General features: G+C 64.5%; 9 protein-coding genes. 8 read left to right on the top strand and 1 reads right to left on the bottom strand.

Going from position 1 to position 16,358, the window contains the following annotated elements; all coding sequences use genetic code 11:
- The 8 genes from ACOEQ1_RS02365 (at position 1) to ACOEQ1_RS02330 (ending at position 14,596) form a co-directional block, all read left to right on the top strand.
- Positions 1–1,311, top strand: a complete 1,311-nt coding sequence (locus ACOEQ1_RS02365; protein ID WP_419757625.1) for a hypothetical protein — start codon at positions 1–3, stop codon at positions 1,309–1,311.
- 34 nt (positions 1,312–1,345) lie between these two features.
- A complete protein-coding gene (locus ACOEQ1_RS02360; RefSeq protein WP_419757624.1) occupies positions 1,346–2,203 on the top strand; it encodes a cellulose synthase operon protein YhjQ/BcsQ in 858 nt (285 codons plus the stop codon).
- A gap of 27 nt (positions 2,204–2,230) precedes the next feature.
- The gene (gene bcsA, locus ACOEQ1_RS02355) at positions 2,231–6,904 is read left to right on the top strand and encodes a UDP-forming cellulose synthase catalytic subunit (RefSeq protein ID WP_419758623.1); all 4,674 of its coding nucleotides are present in this window, start codon (positions 2,231–2,233) and stop codon (positions 6,902–6,904) included.
- A 71-nt stretch (positions 6,905–6,975) separates the two neighbouring features.
- Positions 6,976–10,941 (top strand): cellulose synthase subunit BcsC-related outer membrane protein, encoded by a 3,966-nt coding sequence (locus ACOEQ1_RS02350; protein WP_419757623.1) that lies wholly within the window; start codon positions 6,976–6,978, stop codon positions 10,939–10,941.
- A gap of 13 nt (positions 10,942–10,954) precedes the next feature.
- Entirely contained in the window at positions 10,955–11,530 is a 576-nt protein-coding gene (bcsD, locus tag ACOEQ1_RS02345) for a cellulose biosynthesis protein BcsD (RefSeq protein WP_419757622.1), read from the top strand.
- A gap of 132 nt (positions 11,531–11,662) precedes the next feature.
- Positions 11,663–12,595 carry a glycosyltransferase family 61 protein gene (locus ACOEQ1_RS02340; RefSeq protein ID WP_419757621.1) on the top strand — a complete coding sequence of 311 codons (933 nt, stop codon included), beginning with the start codon at positions 11,663–11,665 and terminating at the stop codon, positions 12,593–12,595.
- A 114-nt stretch (positions 12,596–12,709) separates the two neighbouring features.
- A complete protein-coding gene (locus ACOEQ1_RS02335) occupies positions 12,710–13,768 on the top strand; it encodes a glycosyltransferase family 61 protein (protein ID WP_419757620.1) in 1,059 nt (352 codons plus the stop codon).
- Between the two features lie 108 nt (positions 13,769–13,876).
- Positions 13,877–14,596, top strand: coding sequence for a hypothetical protein (locus ACOEQ1_RS02330; protein ID WP_419757619.1), 720 nt, complete (start codon positions 13,877–13,879; stop codon positions 14,594–14,596).
- Here ACOEQ1_RS02330 and ACOEQ1_RS02325 read toward each other — a convergent pair.
- Positions 14,574–16,274, bottom strand: coding sequence for a glycosyltransferase family 2 protein (locus tag ACOEQ1_RS02325; protein ID WP_419757618.1), 1,701 nt, complete (start codon positions 16,272–16,274; stop codon positions 14,574–14,576). The two genes, ACOEQ1_RS02330 and ACOEQ1_RS02325, sit on opposite strands and share 23 nt — an antisense overlap.
- Between the last annotated feature and the right edge of the window lie 84 nt (positions 16,275–16,358).

Here is a 16,358-nt window from a genome sequence, read left to right as displayed (position 1 = left end):
ATGAAAACGTCTCAATCGGATGTCGACAAGGTCATGGCAGCCTTCGGCGCCGCGCCGATCAAATACCGGGCCACTCAGGATGCAGCCGCGGGGCCGGGCGCAGCCTCCGCTACGCCGCAGGGGGTCCCGCCGAACGAGCAGCGGGGCGCTAGATCCGCCAGCCTGCCCGCCAACCCCGCCAGCCTCTCCGCGCGCAAGGACGAGCGCATCCTTCCGGGCGCGGGCGGGCTGGTCCGCGAGGTCTTTCCATTACTTTCCCGTGCCGTTCCGGGTGCCGGCGATCTCAGGATCGGAGCGACCAAACGGCAGGGTGACGATGTTCCGGAGCCGCGGGAGCCGGTGGCCGGGCAGGCCTCCGGTACGCGTCTTCAAGGCACGCTGCCGCCACATGATGAGGCGCCGCTTCCACTACGGCCAGCGGCTGACGCACTGACACCTGTCGCTTCAGAGCCGGCCCCGCGGCTAATGCCTCTCGCCGGCGCCGAGACTTCAGCACGCCCGCGATTGGCTCAGGTCACGCCGCAGGAGCACGTGCCCGCGCATTGGGATCAGCATGGGCAAGGCCCTGCACAGGCCGCGTCTCCATCGGCGGAGCAAGTGACAATGCCGGAGCCGGTTCCGGGCCTGCCGCTGCGGTCGCACGCGGATCTGATCAGGCCAATTGTGGAAAAGGCGCCAAAAGCAGCCGCTCGGCCCCCTGCCGCGCCGCCGGCGGCCGCCATGCCAGCTGCCTTCCAACCCGATGCAACCCAGACTGCCGGCTTCCAGCGTGACGAGCCTGCCGCAGCCCAACCTGCTTTGCATCAGGTTCGCGACGCGCAACCGGTGGCGCCGCCGGCCGTCCCCGCTGCGGCCTACCCGGCTGCGGCCTATCCACCGCCGCCGGCCTATCCGCCCTACTACGTCCCGCCTTACCCGCCTCAGCCGCCGCCACCTGGGATGCCTCAGTATCCCATGCCGCCCGGCGCCCAGGGCTGGTTGCCGCCGGGCTATCCGCCGCCTCACTTTCCTCCCTATCCGACGGGCGCCGGGTATCCGCCAGGCTACCCTCCGGGCCATCCGGCCGCTTATCCCGCACCCTATCCATACGGCTATCCGCACCCGCCATCGCCGCCGTACGCGGCCGGATATCCGCCCGGATTCGGCGCGCCTCCACCATACCCGATGCCGCCGCAGCCTGAGCCGGACCAGCCTGTGGCCGCACCGCCTCAGGCTGAAGCCGCCGCCCCGGCGCCTGAAAGCCTTTCGGACATCTTCGCAGCCCTCCACCGCGCACCCGGCGCGGATCGCCGGGAGGAGACGCCGCAATGAAATTCAGGTCTCGCCCGAGCCCTTGGGGGCCGCCATGCCCCTGATCGCTTTCGCATCCCCCAAAGGCGGCGTTGGTAAAACCACGATGGCGGCCAACGCCGCCCACGAATTCGCTCGGCTCGGCTATCGCGTCGTGGCGCTCGATCTTGACGCGCAGAACGCGCTCGGCATGCATTTCGGCGCCGATCCGTACGAGCGCGCGGGCTTCGTCACCTCGCTCAAGGACCACGCCGATCCCAGGCGGGCCTGGCAGGCGCATCTGCAGGAGACCCCGTCAGGCATCGCCCTGCTGCCGCATGGCCACGCAACCTTTGCCCAGACCTTCGCGATCAACGCGGAACTCATCAGCCACCCGGACCTCCTGATCGCGCCGCTGCGCGATATTCTTCAGGACCCGCAGGTCGTCATCATCGCCGATACGCCGCCCGGGCCGGGGGTCGCCTCCTCGGTGATCGCCGCGATCGTGGATTACATGGTCGTCGTTCTGCTCTCGGACGCCGCCTCGATCGTCCAACTGCCGAAGATCGACGGCAAGGGGATGTACCGCGGCGCACCCGGCACACCTTTCCCGATCGGGCGCATCGGTTTCGTCGTCAACCAGATCGACATGCGCAGCCGCCTATCGCGCGCAGCGGCCGAAGCCGCAGAGCGCCATCTCGGCAGCCGCCTGCTCGGCCGAGTGTATCGCGATGAACACGTGCCCGAAGCCCTGGCCCGGCAATTGTCGGTGGCCGACTACGCACCGGCGAGCAAAGCCGCTCAGGACATAACGGCGATAGCTCTCAAGATCGTCGAGGCCGTGGCGCCGGAGCAGGGCGGCCCGATGGACGAACCTGCCGAGGAAGTCGGGCTTGCGGCTCGCCCTGGGCCCAAGATGACCGTGCACTCTTAAGAACGAAATGGAGTCGGCGAAGCTGTGATGAAGGAGGTGATCAGCGGCAGGATCGGCGGAGCGGTATGCTTCGTCGTCGGGGTGTGCATGCTCGCCGCCATTGCGACGGTTCCATTGTCCGTCGGTCAACAGGTGGCAGTCGGCATATCGACCGCGGCGCTTTTCTTCGTCGTCAGCCGGTTTCGCGACCGGCGGGTAACGATATTTCTGGCCATCCTGTCGCTCGCGATGTCGGCGCGCTACATCTACTGGCGCGCGACCGAAACGCTAACATTCCAGACCACGCCGACGCTTCTCCTCGGCAGCCTGCTCGTGACGGCGGAGCTTTATGCGGTCGTGGTGCTGGTTCTCGGCTACGTGCAGACAATCTGGCCGCTCGACCGGAAGCCCGTGCCGCTGCCGCCGGACCCGGCCGACTGGCCAACCGTCGATGTCTATATCCCCACCTACAACGAGTCGCTGTCGATCGTACGGGCGACCGTGCTTGCCTGCCGCGCGCTCGACTACCCGGCGGACAAGTTCCGCGTCTACATCCTCGACGACGGCAAGCGTGAAGATTTTCGCCGGTTCGCGGCGGAAGCCGGCGTCGGCTACATCACGCGCACCGACAACAAACATGCCAAGGCCGGCAATCTCAATCACGCGATGAGCGTCACGCGCGGCGAGTTCATCACCATCTTCGACTGCGACCACATTCCGGTTCGCGCCTTCCTGCAGCTCACCGTCGGCTGGCTCGTGCGGGACAAGACCATGGCGATGGTCCAGACGCCGCATCACTTCTACTCGCCCGATCCCTTCCAGCGGAACCTCGCCGCCGGTAGCCGCGTGCCGCCCGAGGGCAACATGTTCTACGGCCTGCTGCAGGACGGAAACGACTATTGGGATGCCACGTTCTTCTGCGGCTCCTGCGCGGTCCTCCGCCGTGCCGCACTCGAGACGATCGGCGGTATTGCAACCGAAACGGTGACCGAAGACGCGCACACGATGCTGAAGCTTCATCGCCGCGGCTGGACCTCCGGCTACCTGAAGATCCCGCTTGCGGCGGGCCTCGCGACCGAGCGCCTCATCCTGCATATCGGCCAGCGCATCCGCTGGGCGCGCGGCATGATGCAGATCTTCCGCCTCGACAACCCGCTGCTCGGCCCGGGCCTAAGTCTGGGCCAGCGTCTCTGTTACGCGAACGCCATGTTTCATTTCTTCTTCGGCGTTCCCCGCGTCGTCTTCCTCGCGTCGCCCCTCGCCTATCTGCTGCTGTTCCAGAACATGATCGCCGCTTCGCCTTATGCCATCGCGGCCTACGCCTTGCCTCATATCTTCCACTCGGTCGCCACCGCCTCCCGCATCCAGGGCAGCTGGCGTCACTCCTTCTGGAGCGAGATCTACGAAACGACGCTGGCTCTGTTCCTGGTGCGCGTCACGATCGTCACCATGATCAACCCCCGTGCAGGCAAGTTCAACGTGACGGAGAAGGGCGGCACGCTCGCGCGCGGCTTCTTCGACCTGCGCGCCGTCTATCCCAACATTCTGCTCAGCCTTTTTGTCTTCCTCGGCATTCTGCGCGGCCTGTTCAGCATGATCTTCCAGCAGACCTCCACGCTGGTGTTCCAGGCGCTGCTGCTCAACACGATCTGGGCGACGATCAGCCTGCTCATCCTGCTCGCGGCCCTCGCGGTCGGGCGGGAGCGCCAGCAGTTGCGGGCCCGGGCGCGTGTGCGTGTCGATCTGCCGGCCATCGTGCATCTCTATGACGGGCGGGTCCTCACGGGACGGGTGCAGAACCTGTCGCAGAGCGGCGCACGCACCCTCGTCACCCGGCCGGAGGACATGCCCGAAGATACCGAGATCATGCTCGAGATCCCCTTGCCCAGCGGTTCGGCGCTGATCCCCTCGCGCTACCTGCGCTGGAGCGAGAAAGAGATGCTGCTGAACTTCGAACCTAAAACGCTGGCCGATGAGGCGGCCATCGTGCAGAGCGTCTTTGGCCGCGCCGATGCCTGGCTGGACTGGGGCGACTTCCCCAAGGATCGCCCGCTCGTCAGCCTCTGGCGCGTTCTCGTCAGCATCGGCGGCCTGTTCCGGCCACCGGAAAGCGACACCGCCGCCAGCCCCGCAGACCGGGCTCAGATCGAGGAAGCGATCCGCGCTTCGCTCGCCCGCGCCAACCGGGGCTTGGCCCAAGGGGAGGCCTCACCCGAGCCTGGTGCGCTCCAGCCTGGTGAGCCTCAGCCGGTGGCGGCCATTGTCATCGCCTTCCTGCTGCTGCTGCTGCCGGCTCTCCTCATCCCCGTCTCAGCCGGGGCGCAGACGACGATCATCCGCCCGCTCTCGGGGGTTGCCGCCGCACCGGGCGACACAGGCACCGTGCCGCTGCCTAACATCGTGCTGCCGAACGCACCGGCGGCGGACGCGCCCCAGCCTGGCGGGTCTCAGCCGGCCACCTCTCAGTCTGGCGCGTCCCCGGTTGGCACGTCTCAGCCTACCGGACCCCAGCCTGGGGCGGGCCAGCCGGCCCCGGCCGCGCCCACCCAGAACTCGGGCGGCTTGGGCGTACCGGAGGCGGGGCCGGCCGGCGAAGGCGTGACCGATACGGAATCATTCACGCTCAAGGGACTCGGTGCCGCGGGGCAGATCGCATTGCGCGGCACGAGCGCCCTGCAGGGCGTCCAGTTCGGCGTGCGCGGGGACGAAGTCGTCACCAATGCGACCCTGAGCCTTTCAGGCGCGCTTTCCCCCGCATTGCTCCCCGATCTCAGCAACATCACGGTGAGCCTTAACGACCAGTACGTCGGCACGATCTCCGTCAATCCCGCGCAGCCGAACTTCACCCTCACGATGCCGGTCAACCCGGTCTTCTTCCAGGCGGCGAACTCTCTGAACTTCCGCCTGACGGGCGCCTACACCCGGCAGTGCAACGATCTCCTGAGCGGGCTGATCTGGGGCACGGTATATAACAGATCCACCCTGACCATGACGGTGCAGCATCTGCCGCCGCAGCGCGATCTCAGCCAGCTGCCTTTGCCCTTCTTCGATCATCATGAGAACGGCGGGCTCCTGCTGCCCTTCGTGCTGCCGGCCCAGCCCGATGACGACACGCTCCGGGCGGCGGGCATCGTCGCCTCCTGGTTCGGACAGCAGGCGGATTTTCGAGGCGCGAGCTTCCCCGTTTCCACATCCGCGCCGCCCGGCAACGCCGTGATGATTGTGAGCAGCACCGACGCCAACGTGCCCGGGCTGCCGGCGATCACAGGTCCCGGCGTCGCCGTTCTGGCCAACCCCGCCGATCCGAATGGCACACTGCTCGTCGTCTACGGCCGCAACGGTGCGGAGGCGGCGCAGGCCGCGGACGCGCTCGTGCTCGGCTCCCGTACCTTGGGCGGCACCAACGTGCAGGTGACGCCGCCCGACATGCCCGTGCGGCAGCCTTACGACGCACCGGCCTGGATCCAGTCCGACCAGCCGGTCCGGCTCGGCGCCATCACCGATGCTCGAAACCTCGACGGGGTGGGCTACGACAATCTGGTTCAGGTCGCCTTCCGCACCGCGCCTGACCTCTACACCTGGCGCGAGCGCGGCTTCCCGCTGCGCATTGCCTTCCGCGCCCCGCCCGGGCCGATCGAAAATCTGTCGGTGTCGCGCCTCGATGTCGGCATCAACGGGCTCTATCTGCAATCCATTCCGCTGGCCGACCGGATGGCCAATGCCTGGTGGCGGAACTGGATCCCGGTCATCGGCGCGACCGGCCCGTTCCACACCGTCTATGTCCCACCCTACGACGTGTTCGGCAGCAACGCCCTGCAGTTCTTCTTCGATACACGGCCGCTCAACGCGGGCGCCTGCAAGGCGGTGCCGTCCGACCCGACGATGGGCATCGATCCCAACACCACCATCAGCCTCGCGCGCGGCTACCACTTCGCCAAGATGCCGAACCTCGCCTTCTTCGTCAGCGCCGGCTTTCCGTTCACCCGCATGGCCGATCTCTCGAACACCACGATCGTGCTGCCCGACACCCCCGACACCGGGGAACTCAGCGCCTACCTCGGAATGATGGGCCGGTTCGGCTTTCTCACCGGCTATCCGGCGCTTCAGGTGGCCGTCGCGCGCCCGGAGGAAGAAGCGAGCCTGCAGAAGGGCGACATCCTGGTCATGGGCACCTTCGCCCATCTCGGCAGCCTGACCGACATCCTCAAGAACGTGCCGCTCTCGCTCGGTGACGGCCAGATTTCACTGAAGCTCGGCCAGTCGCCCCTCGCCGGCGTCTTCCAGATCTTCACCGGCAGCCGCGACGATGACCAGCACCGCGCCGCCACTGCCCTCTCCGCCGCGGTGAACCAGAACACGGCGATCATCGCCAGCGGGCGGTCCCCCTGGGCAAGCCAGGCAACGGTTGTGGCGCTGCTGGCGGGAACTCCGCAGGGCCTCGGCGGCATCATCTCGACCTTCCGCGATCCCGCGGTCAACCCGCTGATCCAGGGCGATTTCAGCGTGGTGTCGGGCGGCCAGGTATCGTCGTTCCGGATCGGCTCAACCTACACCGTCGGCTGGATCCCCTTCTGGATCTGGCCGAGCTACCTCCTGCGCGACCAGCCGTTCACAATCGTCCTGGTCATGATCCTGGGCTGCATCATCCTCACCGTCGCGCTGCACGTGACGTTGCGGCGGCGCGCCGTTACTCGCCTGCGGGCGCGGGGCGATGTGCGATGATGCGCCACCGGAGCGTCCCTCCCGGCCAGTGTCCAAACCGCGCGGCGTGGCGCGCAGGGCGTCGTGGGGGCTTGGGCACGGTTTCCCTTCTCGCGATCGCGGCGCTTTGGCAGGGGACGGCGTTGGCACAGACGCCACCCGCCGCTTCGGGCACGCCGGCGGCTGGAGCACCGGTCGCGGCGAGCGCGGCTCAACCGGCGGCGGCCCAGTCGGCGGCATCCGAAGCGGCGGTCGAGGCCGCCATCGCCGCCTCTCGTCAGGCCTCCGCAAAGATTTTGGCGGCGCCGACCGCGGCCGCCGCCGCGCCCTCCGATCCCGCGCCGGCCGCCGATCCGAACGCGGCCCTCTCCGTGCTCTTGCGGCAGGCGGCCTACTGGCGCGACCAGCACAATCCGCCCCGCGCCATCGAAGCTGCCCAGCGCGCGCTCCGCCTCTCGCCCGACGACCCCCAGGCGCTCGCCATCATCGCAGAGGTGCAGGCGAGCACCGGCAATGTCACCGAAGCGCAGCAGACGCTGGCGCTGCTGCAACAAAGCCATCCGAATGCGCCGGAGATCCATCAGGCCCAGCAGGCCGTGAGGATCGGCGCCATCGACCCGAACGCGCTGAGCAACGCGAGGCAGCTCGCCCAACAGGGTAGCGACGCCCAGGCGGTCGGCGCTTACCGCCAGCTTTTCGGCGGCGCTTCCGCCCCTCCGGATTCGCTCGCGGTCGAATACTACCAGACCCTGGGCGGCACTGAGGGCGGCTATCAGCCGGCGGTCCAAGGGCTTGCAGGCGCCGTTCAGCGCAACCCCAACGACATGCGGGCCCAGCTTGCCTACGCCCAGGCGCTGACCTATCGGCAGGACACCCGCATGCAGGGCATCAGCCGCCTCGCCGCCCTGGCCAACGACAGCTCGATCGGTCCGCAGGCGCGCGAGAGCTGGCGGCAGGCGCTCGGCTGGCTGCCCCTCGACCAGTCCTCGGTCGCGGCGATCAAGTCCTATCAGGCCCGTTACCCGACCGACCCCACCGCCACGACCCTGCTGGCCAACGCGCTTAATCCGCCGCATCAGGCGCCCGGCGCACAGTACGTGAGCGAGGCGTACGACGCATTCCATCGCAACGATCTTGCCCAGGCACAGCAACTGTTCGGGCAGGCGCTGGCCGCCAACCCGAACGATGCCAGCTCCACCGGCGGCCTCGGGCTGGTCATGATGCGTGAGGGTCGCACCGCAGAGGCAGCGACGCTGCTCCGCCGCGCAATAGCGCTCGACCCGACCCAGGCGCCCGCCTGGCGTCAGGCCCTGGCCGGGGCAGCCGTCACCGGCCAGTTCGCCGCCGCCCAGGCTGCCAGCAACCGCGGCGATTTGCCGGGCGCCGAACGGGCCTATCGCGCGCTTCTCGCCCGGCAGCCCGGCAATACCGGGATCAAGATGGCGCTCGCCGGCGTGCTCGCCCGCGAAGGAAACCAGCAGGAGGCCAACACCCTCCTCGCCCAGATCGAGGCCAACGGCGGCCAGCTGTCCGACCAGGCGCGGGCGCAGCTTCTCGCCCAACAGGCCCAGGCAATGCCGGATGCCGCGGGGCAGATCGCGCTCTACCGGTCGGCCGTGGATGCCGATCCTTCAAGCCCTTGGCTGCGCCTTGACCTCGCGCGCGCCCTCATCAAAAACGGCCAGCCGGCGGCGGACGCGCAGAGCGTCATGGCCGAGGTCACCGATGTGACGCGGCCCTCCGCCGCCGCTCTGCAGGCCGGCATCGTTTTCGCCAACGAGACCGGCAACAGCGCCGAGGCCGTGAGCCTCATCGAGCAGGTGCCGCCACGCCGGCGGACCGCTGACATGCGCGCGGCTCTCGCGCAGGCCCAGGTGCAGGGGCAGATCAATTCGGCGGAAGCCTATGCGGGATCAAATCCCGCTGCCGCGCGCCAGCAACTGCTCGCGATCGCCGCTCAGCCAGACCCGAGCGGCGGACGTGGCTTCGCTGTCGCAAAAGCCTTCATGGCCCTGTCCGACCCCGCCGACGCGCAATCCGCGATCGCCACGGCCGCCAGCGCGAACCCCTCGGCAGGCAGCGCCGCCCGGTTGCTCTGGGCGCAGGGGCTGCTCTCCGCCGGCAACACCACGGGTGCGAGCGCCATTCTGGCCTCCGTGCCGGCGGAGGACCTCACGCCCGATCAGCAGACAAGCCTCGCGGGCTTGCGCAACGGCATCGCCATCCGCAGTTCGGACGCGCTGAACACGGCGGGGCGCACGGCGGATGCCTACGACCAGCTGGCGCCGGCGCTGATGCGCAGCCCGAACGACCCGGCGCTCAACAGTGCTCTCGCCCGCCTCTATCAGACGGCCGATGATCCCCGCCGCGCGCTTGCGATCAACGAGCGGATTTTACAGAACGACCCCAACAATCCGGATGCGCGGCGGGGTGCGGTTGCAGCCGCAATCCAAACTGGCGACTACGCTCTCGCGTCGCGCTTCGTGAACGACAACCTGATACAGAACCCAAACGATCCGCAGAACTGGATCCTGGCCGGTGACATCGCCCAGGCGCGCGGGTTGAACGCGGATGCTCTGCACGACCTGCGGCAGGCGCGCGCACTGCGCCAGCAGCAGCTCGGCGACACAGCGTCCGCGGGCGGCGCCAGTGCCAGCTTCATGGTGGCGAGCAACGGACCCGTGGGGGCGCCACCCGCCGCCGCCTCCAACAACCCCTTCCGCAACGCGCCGAGCGACGATGACGCGGCTCCCGCCGCCACGCCCGTCAGCTCGCAGGAAACCTCGCCTGTCGGCATTCTGGCCGGTACCGGGCTGGTAGCGGGCAACACCCTGGCGAGCAGCACGCTCGGCGGCAATCTGACCGGGAGCCCCGCGACCGCCGCGCCCGACCCGATGATCGCCGACCTCGACAACCGCATCCAGGCCATCCAGCTGCAGGTGGCGCCTTACGTCTCCGCGAGCACGACGTTGCAGTTCCGCTCGGGCAGCGCCGGCACCGGCCAGCTCGCCACGTATGGCGTGCCGCTGGAAGGGAGCTTCTCGCCTGGCGGCGTCGGCCGTGTCACCTTCGCAGCGACACCCACCTACCTGAACGCCGGCCAGGTAGCTTCCGACACCGGGAACGCGCAGAACTTCGGCAGCGCGGTGTTCGACAATCTCGTCAACGCGGCTTACGGCCGCACGGTCATCCCGGCGCCCGGCGCCCAGACCGCGACAGGCGTCGGGCTGGACGTGTCCTACGGCTATAAGTGGGTGACAGCCGATGTGGGCAGCACGCCACTCGGTTTCCGTGTGAACAACGTGGTCGGGGGCGTCGAGATCGCGCCGACGATCGCGCCGAACCTTGTGCTCCGGGTGACGGGCGAGCGCCGCGCGGTGACCGATAGCCTCGTCGCCTACGCCGGGGCCTACGATCCCGGGACCGGCATGACGTGGGGCGGCGTGACCCGCTCGCGGGTGCACGCTCAGCTCGAATTCTCGCCAGGCCAGGCGAATTTCTATGCCGGCGGCGGGTATGACCGGCTGCAGGGGCAGAACGTGCTGAGCAACAATGAGATCGAGCTCGGCGCCGGCGGCAGCTACCCGCTTTACAAGACGCCGGCGGACGAGGTGCGAGTCGGCCTCAACCTCGTTTACTTCGGCTACAGCAACAACCAGGATCACTTCACCCTGGGCTATGGCGGCTACTTCAGCCCGCAGGATTACGTGGCGGCGATCGTGCCGGTCACCTGGACGGCGACCCGTGGGCCCCTGACCTATACGCTGGGCGGCTCGCTTGGCGTGCAGACCTTCAACGCGGACGGTGGCGCGATCTTCCCGACCCAGCCGGGGCTGCAGCAACTGGTGCAGCAGTACAGCACGCTCGACAGCGCAGTACAGGGCAGCTACGCGAGCCAGAATGTCTCGGGCGTCGTCGGCGGGGTAAACGGCAGCTTCGAGTATCACCTGACGCCGGCGCTGCAGGTCGGCGGTTCTGCCGCCTATCAGAAATCCGCCGACTGGAATGAAGCGGACGTTATGGCATTTGCGCGCTATACCTTCCTGACCACGGAATGAGGAGGCCGAAGTGTTGACAAGCGGCGTGGCGGTGCGTTCGGGTGGTTCTGCACCTGTTCGTCAGCGGATGGAGGAGCCCTTGCCGGCCGCGCCTCTGCCGGCCGCGCCTCTGCCGGCCGCGCCTCTGCCGGCCGCGCCTTTGCCGGCCGCGCGGCCAGGCAATGGGACGACGGACTGGCGCCCCTTTTTGCGGGCGTTGGCGGCCGAGGTCGACGACGTGGTGGGCGCGGGTGGGCGCGATGCCTTGCTGCAGGGTGTGGGCCGCCAGTTGGCGAGCATGTATCCGATGCCGCAGCGGGGAACGCTCGATGGCCTGGCGATGGACATGACGGAGACGCTCGACGGTTTTGGCTGGGGCGCGGTCCAGATCGCATTTTCGGCGCAGGAGCATTGCCTCGTGCTGACACATGAGGGGTTGCCGCGGATTGGCGGCGCGGGCGAGCCGGCGGGGATGTGGCTCGCGGCTACGCTGGTAGGTTTGTACGAGGGCTGGATGGCGCAGCAACCTGGGGCGGATGCTTCTTTGGTGGCGCGTCGGGTGGCCTCGGCCCAACCGGACGAGATCGTGATCCGGTATGGGAAGGAGTAGGCGCTGCAGAGTCGTCCGTAGCGTCCCTGTCAAAGAAGGACCCTGATCCTGCCAGTATTGGAATTATGCACGGAGTTGGTCGGGACAGATTGGGTATTAGGTCCTGATCCCGTCGAGGATTTCTGCAGAGACGTGATCTTCCGGCCTTTCGATCCTGCCCTGTGGTTGGGCGATCCGAAGTGGGGCGTCTACTTCACAGACGGGCGCCTGGTAGATGCAGCCTCCTACAGGCGCCTTCCAAGGCGTGACCTTGTAGGGCAGAGCGACAATATCGGCTTGCTAGGATTGCCTCTGCCCCGCATCAACGGAAGCTACATTTACGGCGGACCCATCATTCCGCATTACGGGCACTTCTTGACTGCGGCGTTGCCGCGCTTCTGGCATATTCTTCGCGATGGTCCGCCAGACGCCCCCATACTTTGCCATTCCATCGAGCCACCCGAGGAATGGTTCGCCCGCCCATACGTCTCCGCCATCCTCGGCAGGCTAGGTCTAACGGCATCTAGCTTTGCTCACTTCCGGGAGCCTGTGATCATCTCCCGCCTCCGCGTTCCAAGGCCTGCAGTTGAAGAGCAGCATTTCGCGCATGCCGTGTTCGGTGACCTTGCACGCGCCATCGGCGCGCCTTTCGCCGACAGGGACCGGGAGGCAGGTCCTCTCTACGTCTCCAAAACGCAACTTGGCACAGGTTCCACGTATCGTCTCGTAAATGAACAGCCGCTCGAAGCCGCATTCGCGGCGCGCGGCATTCGGATCATGTATCCTGAGCGCCTAACGACGCCTGAACAAATAGCGCTGCTCGCGTCTGCGTCGACAATCGTTGGAACCGTGGGGTCCGCCTTTCACACCACCTTGTTCTGCGGGCGACCAAAGCGGATCATAGGACTGGCCTATGATAAGGCGATCAACTCCAATTACGCTTTGATTGATAAGCTCGCTGGTAATCAGGCCCTTTACGTCCATGCGCCTACTTCTTTTTCTCCAGCCCCGACCGAAGGCATTACCTTTGGCCACCAGACCGAAAACCCGAAAGTCTTGGCAGATGCCTTGCTTGGGCTCTTGTAAGTGTTGACAGTGTCGGTCTCGAACTCTGCGGCTCAACAAACGCAGGGCCTCAGACTGAGATAAAAGACCCTCTTAGAGCTTTAGGAGCGTCCATGGACGATTTTGGAGAATACGTTGGCTAACATCGTCGATCTCCCAACTGGCTTTGTGGTAGGCACGATTGATTCGCCGCAATATATGCTGAGACGGCCGGAGATCATTAATCCTGATCTGGTGCCGAACCATTTTAGAGCGTTTTGTGAAAACCTCCTGAGTAACGTTCAAGCTCCCGCGCCGGTTCAGTGGTCAGTCATACCCGATGCGATCGTCGAGGGACCAGGCTTGGTCTACGACCGTGACATGAATCTCATTCGTGAAAGCATTCACGAAACGAGTGAGCGAGACATCGACATTTTCACCTGGAGCGTATCGGAGAACATAAGAACAGGATCGATACCGCGTCGGGAGGGAGTTACGCTTCTATGCGAAAAGGCAGGAATTGGTAACTATGGCCATTGGCTGGTGGAGATGCTGCCGATCATCCACCTGATGCTCCCTGAGATTTTCCGGTGGGGATGGAAAATCCGGCTTCCTGCTGCAAGCGCCGAGATGACCGCCGTTATGGAAACATCGCTGGAACTATTGGGTATCCCCAAATCTAAGATCGCAATACGAGTTGCTGGTCCAGAGGTCTATGAGAGACTGGTCATCGTTACCGGGTTGACACTTCACGGACAGTTCTATTCGCCCCGGGTCATTGAGACAGCGGAGTTTCTCTCGGACAAGATCCGGCCCGGTCCTCCGACAGACATCTGGGTGACCCGGTCGAAGTCCAGCCGAAAGCTTCTCTGCGAAGAGGATGTCGTTACCGCGTTAGCGAAAAAAAACTGGACGATTGTTGATCCAAGCCAGATGACGCTGCGACATCAGATCGCGGTGTTTAAAGGCGCCCGGCGCATCGCGGGTGTCACGGGAGCAGGCCTTACAAACTTGGTATTTGCACCGCGCGGAGCCAGCATCATATCCTTCATGCCATCGCAAATGCCTGACATTTTCTACTGGGTTCTGTCTAATCTCAAAGAACACCAGTATCGTGAGATACGCTGCCCGGAAGCTGCAGAGCTCGCGGTGACTGGAAATTGGGATACACCTATTGAGATGGATGTGGCCAGTGTTCTGCAATACGTCGAGTAGCGGACATACTTTGTTCTCCGGGCGCCAAAGCATGGTGCCGAAGGCGAAGGCCGAACAACGCAGTCCTCCGGGTCCGCAGCCAGACTTGCTCTCTTACGGATTGAGTTGATGAAGAAGCTTGCAGTTTACTACCACATCTGGAGCCCACCTCGGACGGACATATGGAAAATTCTTGTTGACGAGCAACTAAAGCTGCTCGAGCGTTGCGGGCTGCACGAGCACGCCGATGTCGCATGTTGCATCAGCGGGCCACAGCACCAGGCAATCCATGACTTTGTCAGTCACGTCAGGTGGCTGGAGGTGCTCGAGCACACCGAAGAGGAAAGCGAGTTTGAAGGACTAACGCTAAAGCATGCCTACCAACGATGTGTAAACGACAGAGAACGTCTACTGCAGTCGGTCGCTTATTTCCATACGAAGGGGATCCGGCATCTGGCTTCGGGCTCTGAAGGCTACAGGGCAATGCAGAACGTCAACAGTTGGCGCCATCTTCTAGAATACGGAGTGCTGGAACGGTGGAAGGATTGCGTGATCGAATTGATGACTCATGATATTGCTGGGATCAATTACCATGAGGTTCCTGCGCGACATTTCGGTGGCAACTTCTGGTGGGCCACTGCCGATTACATAAGGCGGCTTCCTCACCCACTATCCCCAGCCTTCTCGAGTCCAGACTTCGCCGATTCCTTGAACCGAGAGAGAGTTCGGTATGAGATGTGGGTAGGCTCCGGCAGTCCGCGGGTCTTCAACATGGGGGTCGGCGGCGGCTTCGGTCACGATCTCTATAACAACAACATCTTCCCTTTCATACGGAGGCTGTTGCCTTGAGCCCTCCAGCCCCGTCGACGGCACTCTGACGAGACGTTTGCGGCAACCGCTGGGCCGTCAACGGTGCCATGAACACTTGACCGGGCTTGTCCGCTGCGAGCATAGCCGGATGGGAAGCAGCTTGCGCAATAAGTGGTCCGATCTTGGAGCCGAAGCGCATCTTAATCTTTTCGAGTGCGGTCGCAACATCTGGGTAGGCGAGTAGCCTTGCCATCTCCTCCGCCACGATAGCCTCATAAGCGGGCATCGCTGTCGGTACGCTTCCCGCGTCGGAAGTCTCTACGAAATTCGTGATGAAGCCTGAGTTAAAGCTGCCAGCAGGTTGTCCGGGCACGACTGTGTGGTAGCCGCGATTGCGTGAGCTTTTCCAGACGTATTCCTCATTCGACTTGTAGAAGAAATGAACAATTGCAGCCATGCTGATATCCGGGTTGAGGGCTATGCCCCGGCTTCTCGCAGGATCAAAGAGATGCGTAGCGCGGCTAGAGTTTCTGAATTCGACATGCTCATTGCGAACATCCGCGGGGTCGTGAGCAAATGAGTGAAGGAACTTCCGAGTTTTGAACATAGACTTGATGTGAGGGTTTGCGCCGCCAATGGCCATGGGAAAACGCTTGAAAAGAGGTTCGTCGCGCCAATGCGTCTGACCGTTGGATCCAACGAACTGCCAGTTTATACCGATGGCATCGACAGACTGCGTCTCATGCCAATCGAGGAAACTCCCGACACAGCCGAACATGGGGTTGGGGACAAAAAACTCATCCAAGTCGATCAAAAGACTCCACTCGAAGTCCAGCGTGTCCGGGATGACGCGCAGAGCATGACCAAACGCCTTCGCCTGTGCACGGCATCCGGCACCGATCGTGCTTTCAATCCAAGTTAGTTCGCCAGCCGTCGCTAATGCGCGCAATAGATCGTCGGAACAGTCGTCATTGTCATTGCTGTAGATAAAAATATGGTCGAACCCCATTGCCCGATGGTGGGCCAGCCACTCGAGAATATACAGGCCCTCGTTCCGGGCGCTTGCAATGACACAAGCCCTGCGTGTTGGGTCGGCCAGCCGCCGCAGCCGCATGTTGAGCGCAAACGGCAGGACATTGTAGTTCTTGCTGAGCACGTCCTCATGAAGTCGGTCAAACTTCGTATCTATCGTGCGGATCGTCGTCAGGGCGCGTGTTGATCTTGAATTATCGGGAGGGGCGGAGGGCCGCGATATCTCGCGGATCACACCGTTAGTGGACTTCTGCCCCAGCAGCCTCTTGAGAAATGATGTAGCGGCTACGCTCTCCAAAGGCTCTTCAGCGGCATCAGACCTGTTTTTCCGAGTTGATTGGTCTTCCCTCGAAGCCAGCCACCGCAACAGCTGCGGGACAGCTTCATTCGCGTAAAGATCGTCTTCAAATACGGTCCGAAGGCCCTTGATCGTCGCTTCCTTATCTAGCAAGAGGAGCCTTGCAAGCTCATCGAGCTGCGAAGGCCGGAGAAGAGCAGCGACGGCGTTTAAAGCGTCACCTGCCCGTCCCGGCGGGTTCTCTTGCTGGATCATCCATGCAACAAGCCCGGCATCCGGCTCCGGGTTGTTGACCATTTCAAGCGCCTTAGCTTGCTCCATCATTGTCCGAGACAGCACTGCCATCGGCAAGGACTGTAGGGTAAAGGTCTCGAACTGCCGCGGCATCGCCGGGGCCAAAGCCAGCGGGCCGGTTTGAGTTTCCGCGCTTATCGGAGCAGCGCAGAGAAACTTGCTCGTTTCGGGAGAATA

Origin of the sequence: Acidisoma sp. (genome assembly GCF_965199065.1) — a bacterium.
In the GTDB taxonomy this organism is placed as follows: Bacteria; Pseudomonadota; Alphaproteobacteria; order Acetobacterales; family Acetobacteraceae; genus Acidisoma.
The sequence above is the reverse complement of the archived record's forward strand: the minus strand, read 5'-3'. Positions and strand labels throughout refer to the sequence as shown.

Excerpts from the sequence above, each read along its gene's own strand:
- ACOEQ1_RS02365 (WP_419757625.1), top strand. The coding sequence starts at position 1 with ATGAAAACGTCTCAATCGGATGTCGACAAGGTCATGGCAGCCTTCGGC.
- ACOEQ1_RS02360 (WP_419757624.1), top strand. The coding sequence starts at position 1,346 with ATGCCCCTGATCGCTTTCGCATCCCCCAAAGGCGGCGTTGGTAAAACC.
- bcsA (WP_419758623.1), top strand. The coding sequence starts at position 2,231 with ATGAAGGAGGTGATCAGCGGCAGGATCGGCGGAGCGGTATGCTTCGTC.
- ACOEQ1_RS02330 (WP_419757619.1), top strand. The coding sequence starts at position 13,877 with ATGAAGAAGCTTGCAGTTTACTACCACATCTGGAGCCCACCTCGGACG.
- ACOEQ1_RS02325 (WP_419757618.1), bottom strand. The coding sequence starts at position 16,274 with ATGCCGCGGCAGTTCGAGACCTTTACCCTACAGTCCTTGCCGATGGCA.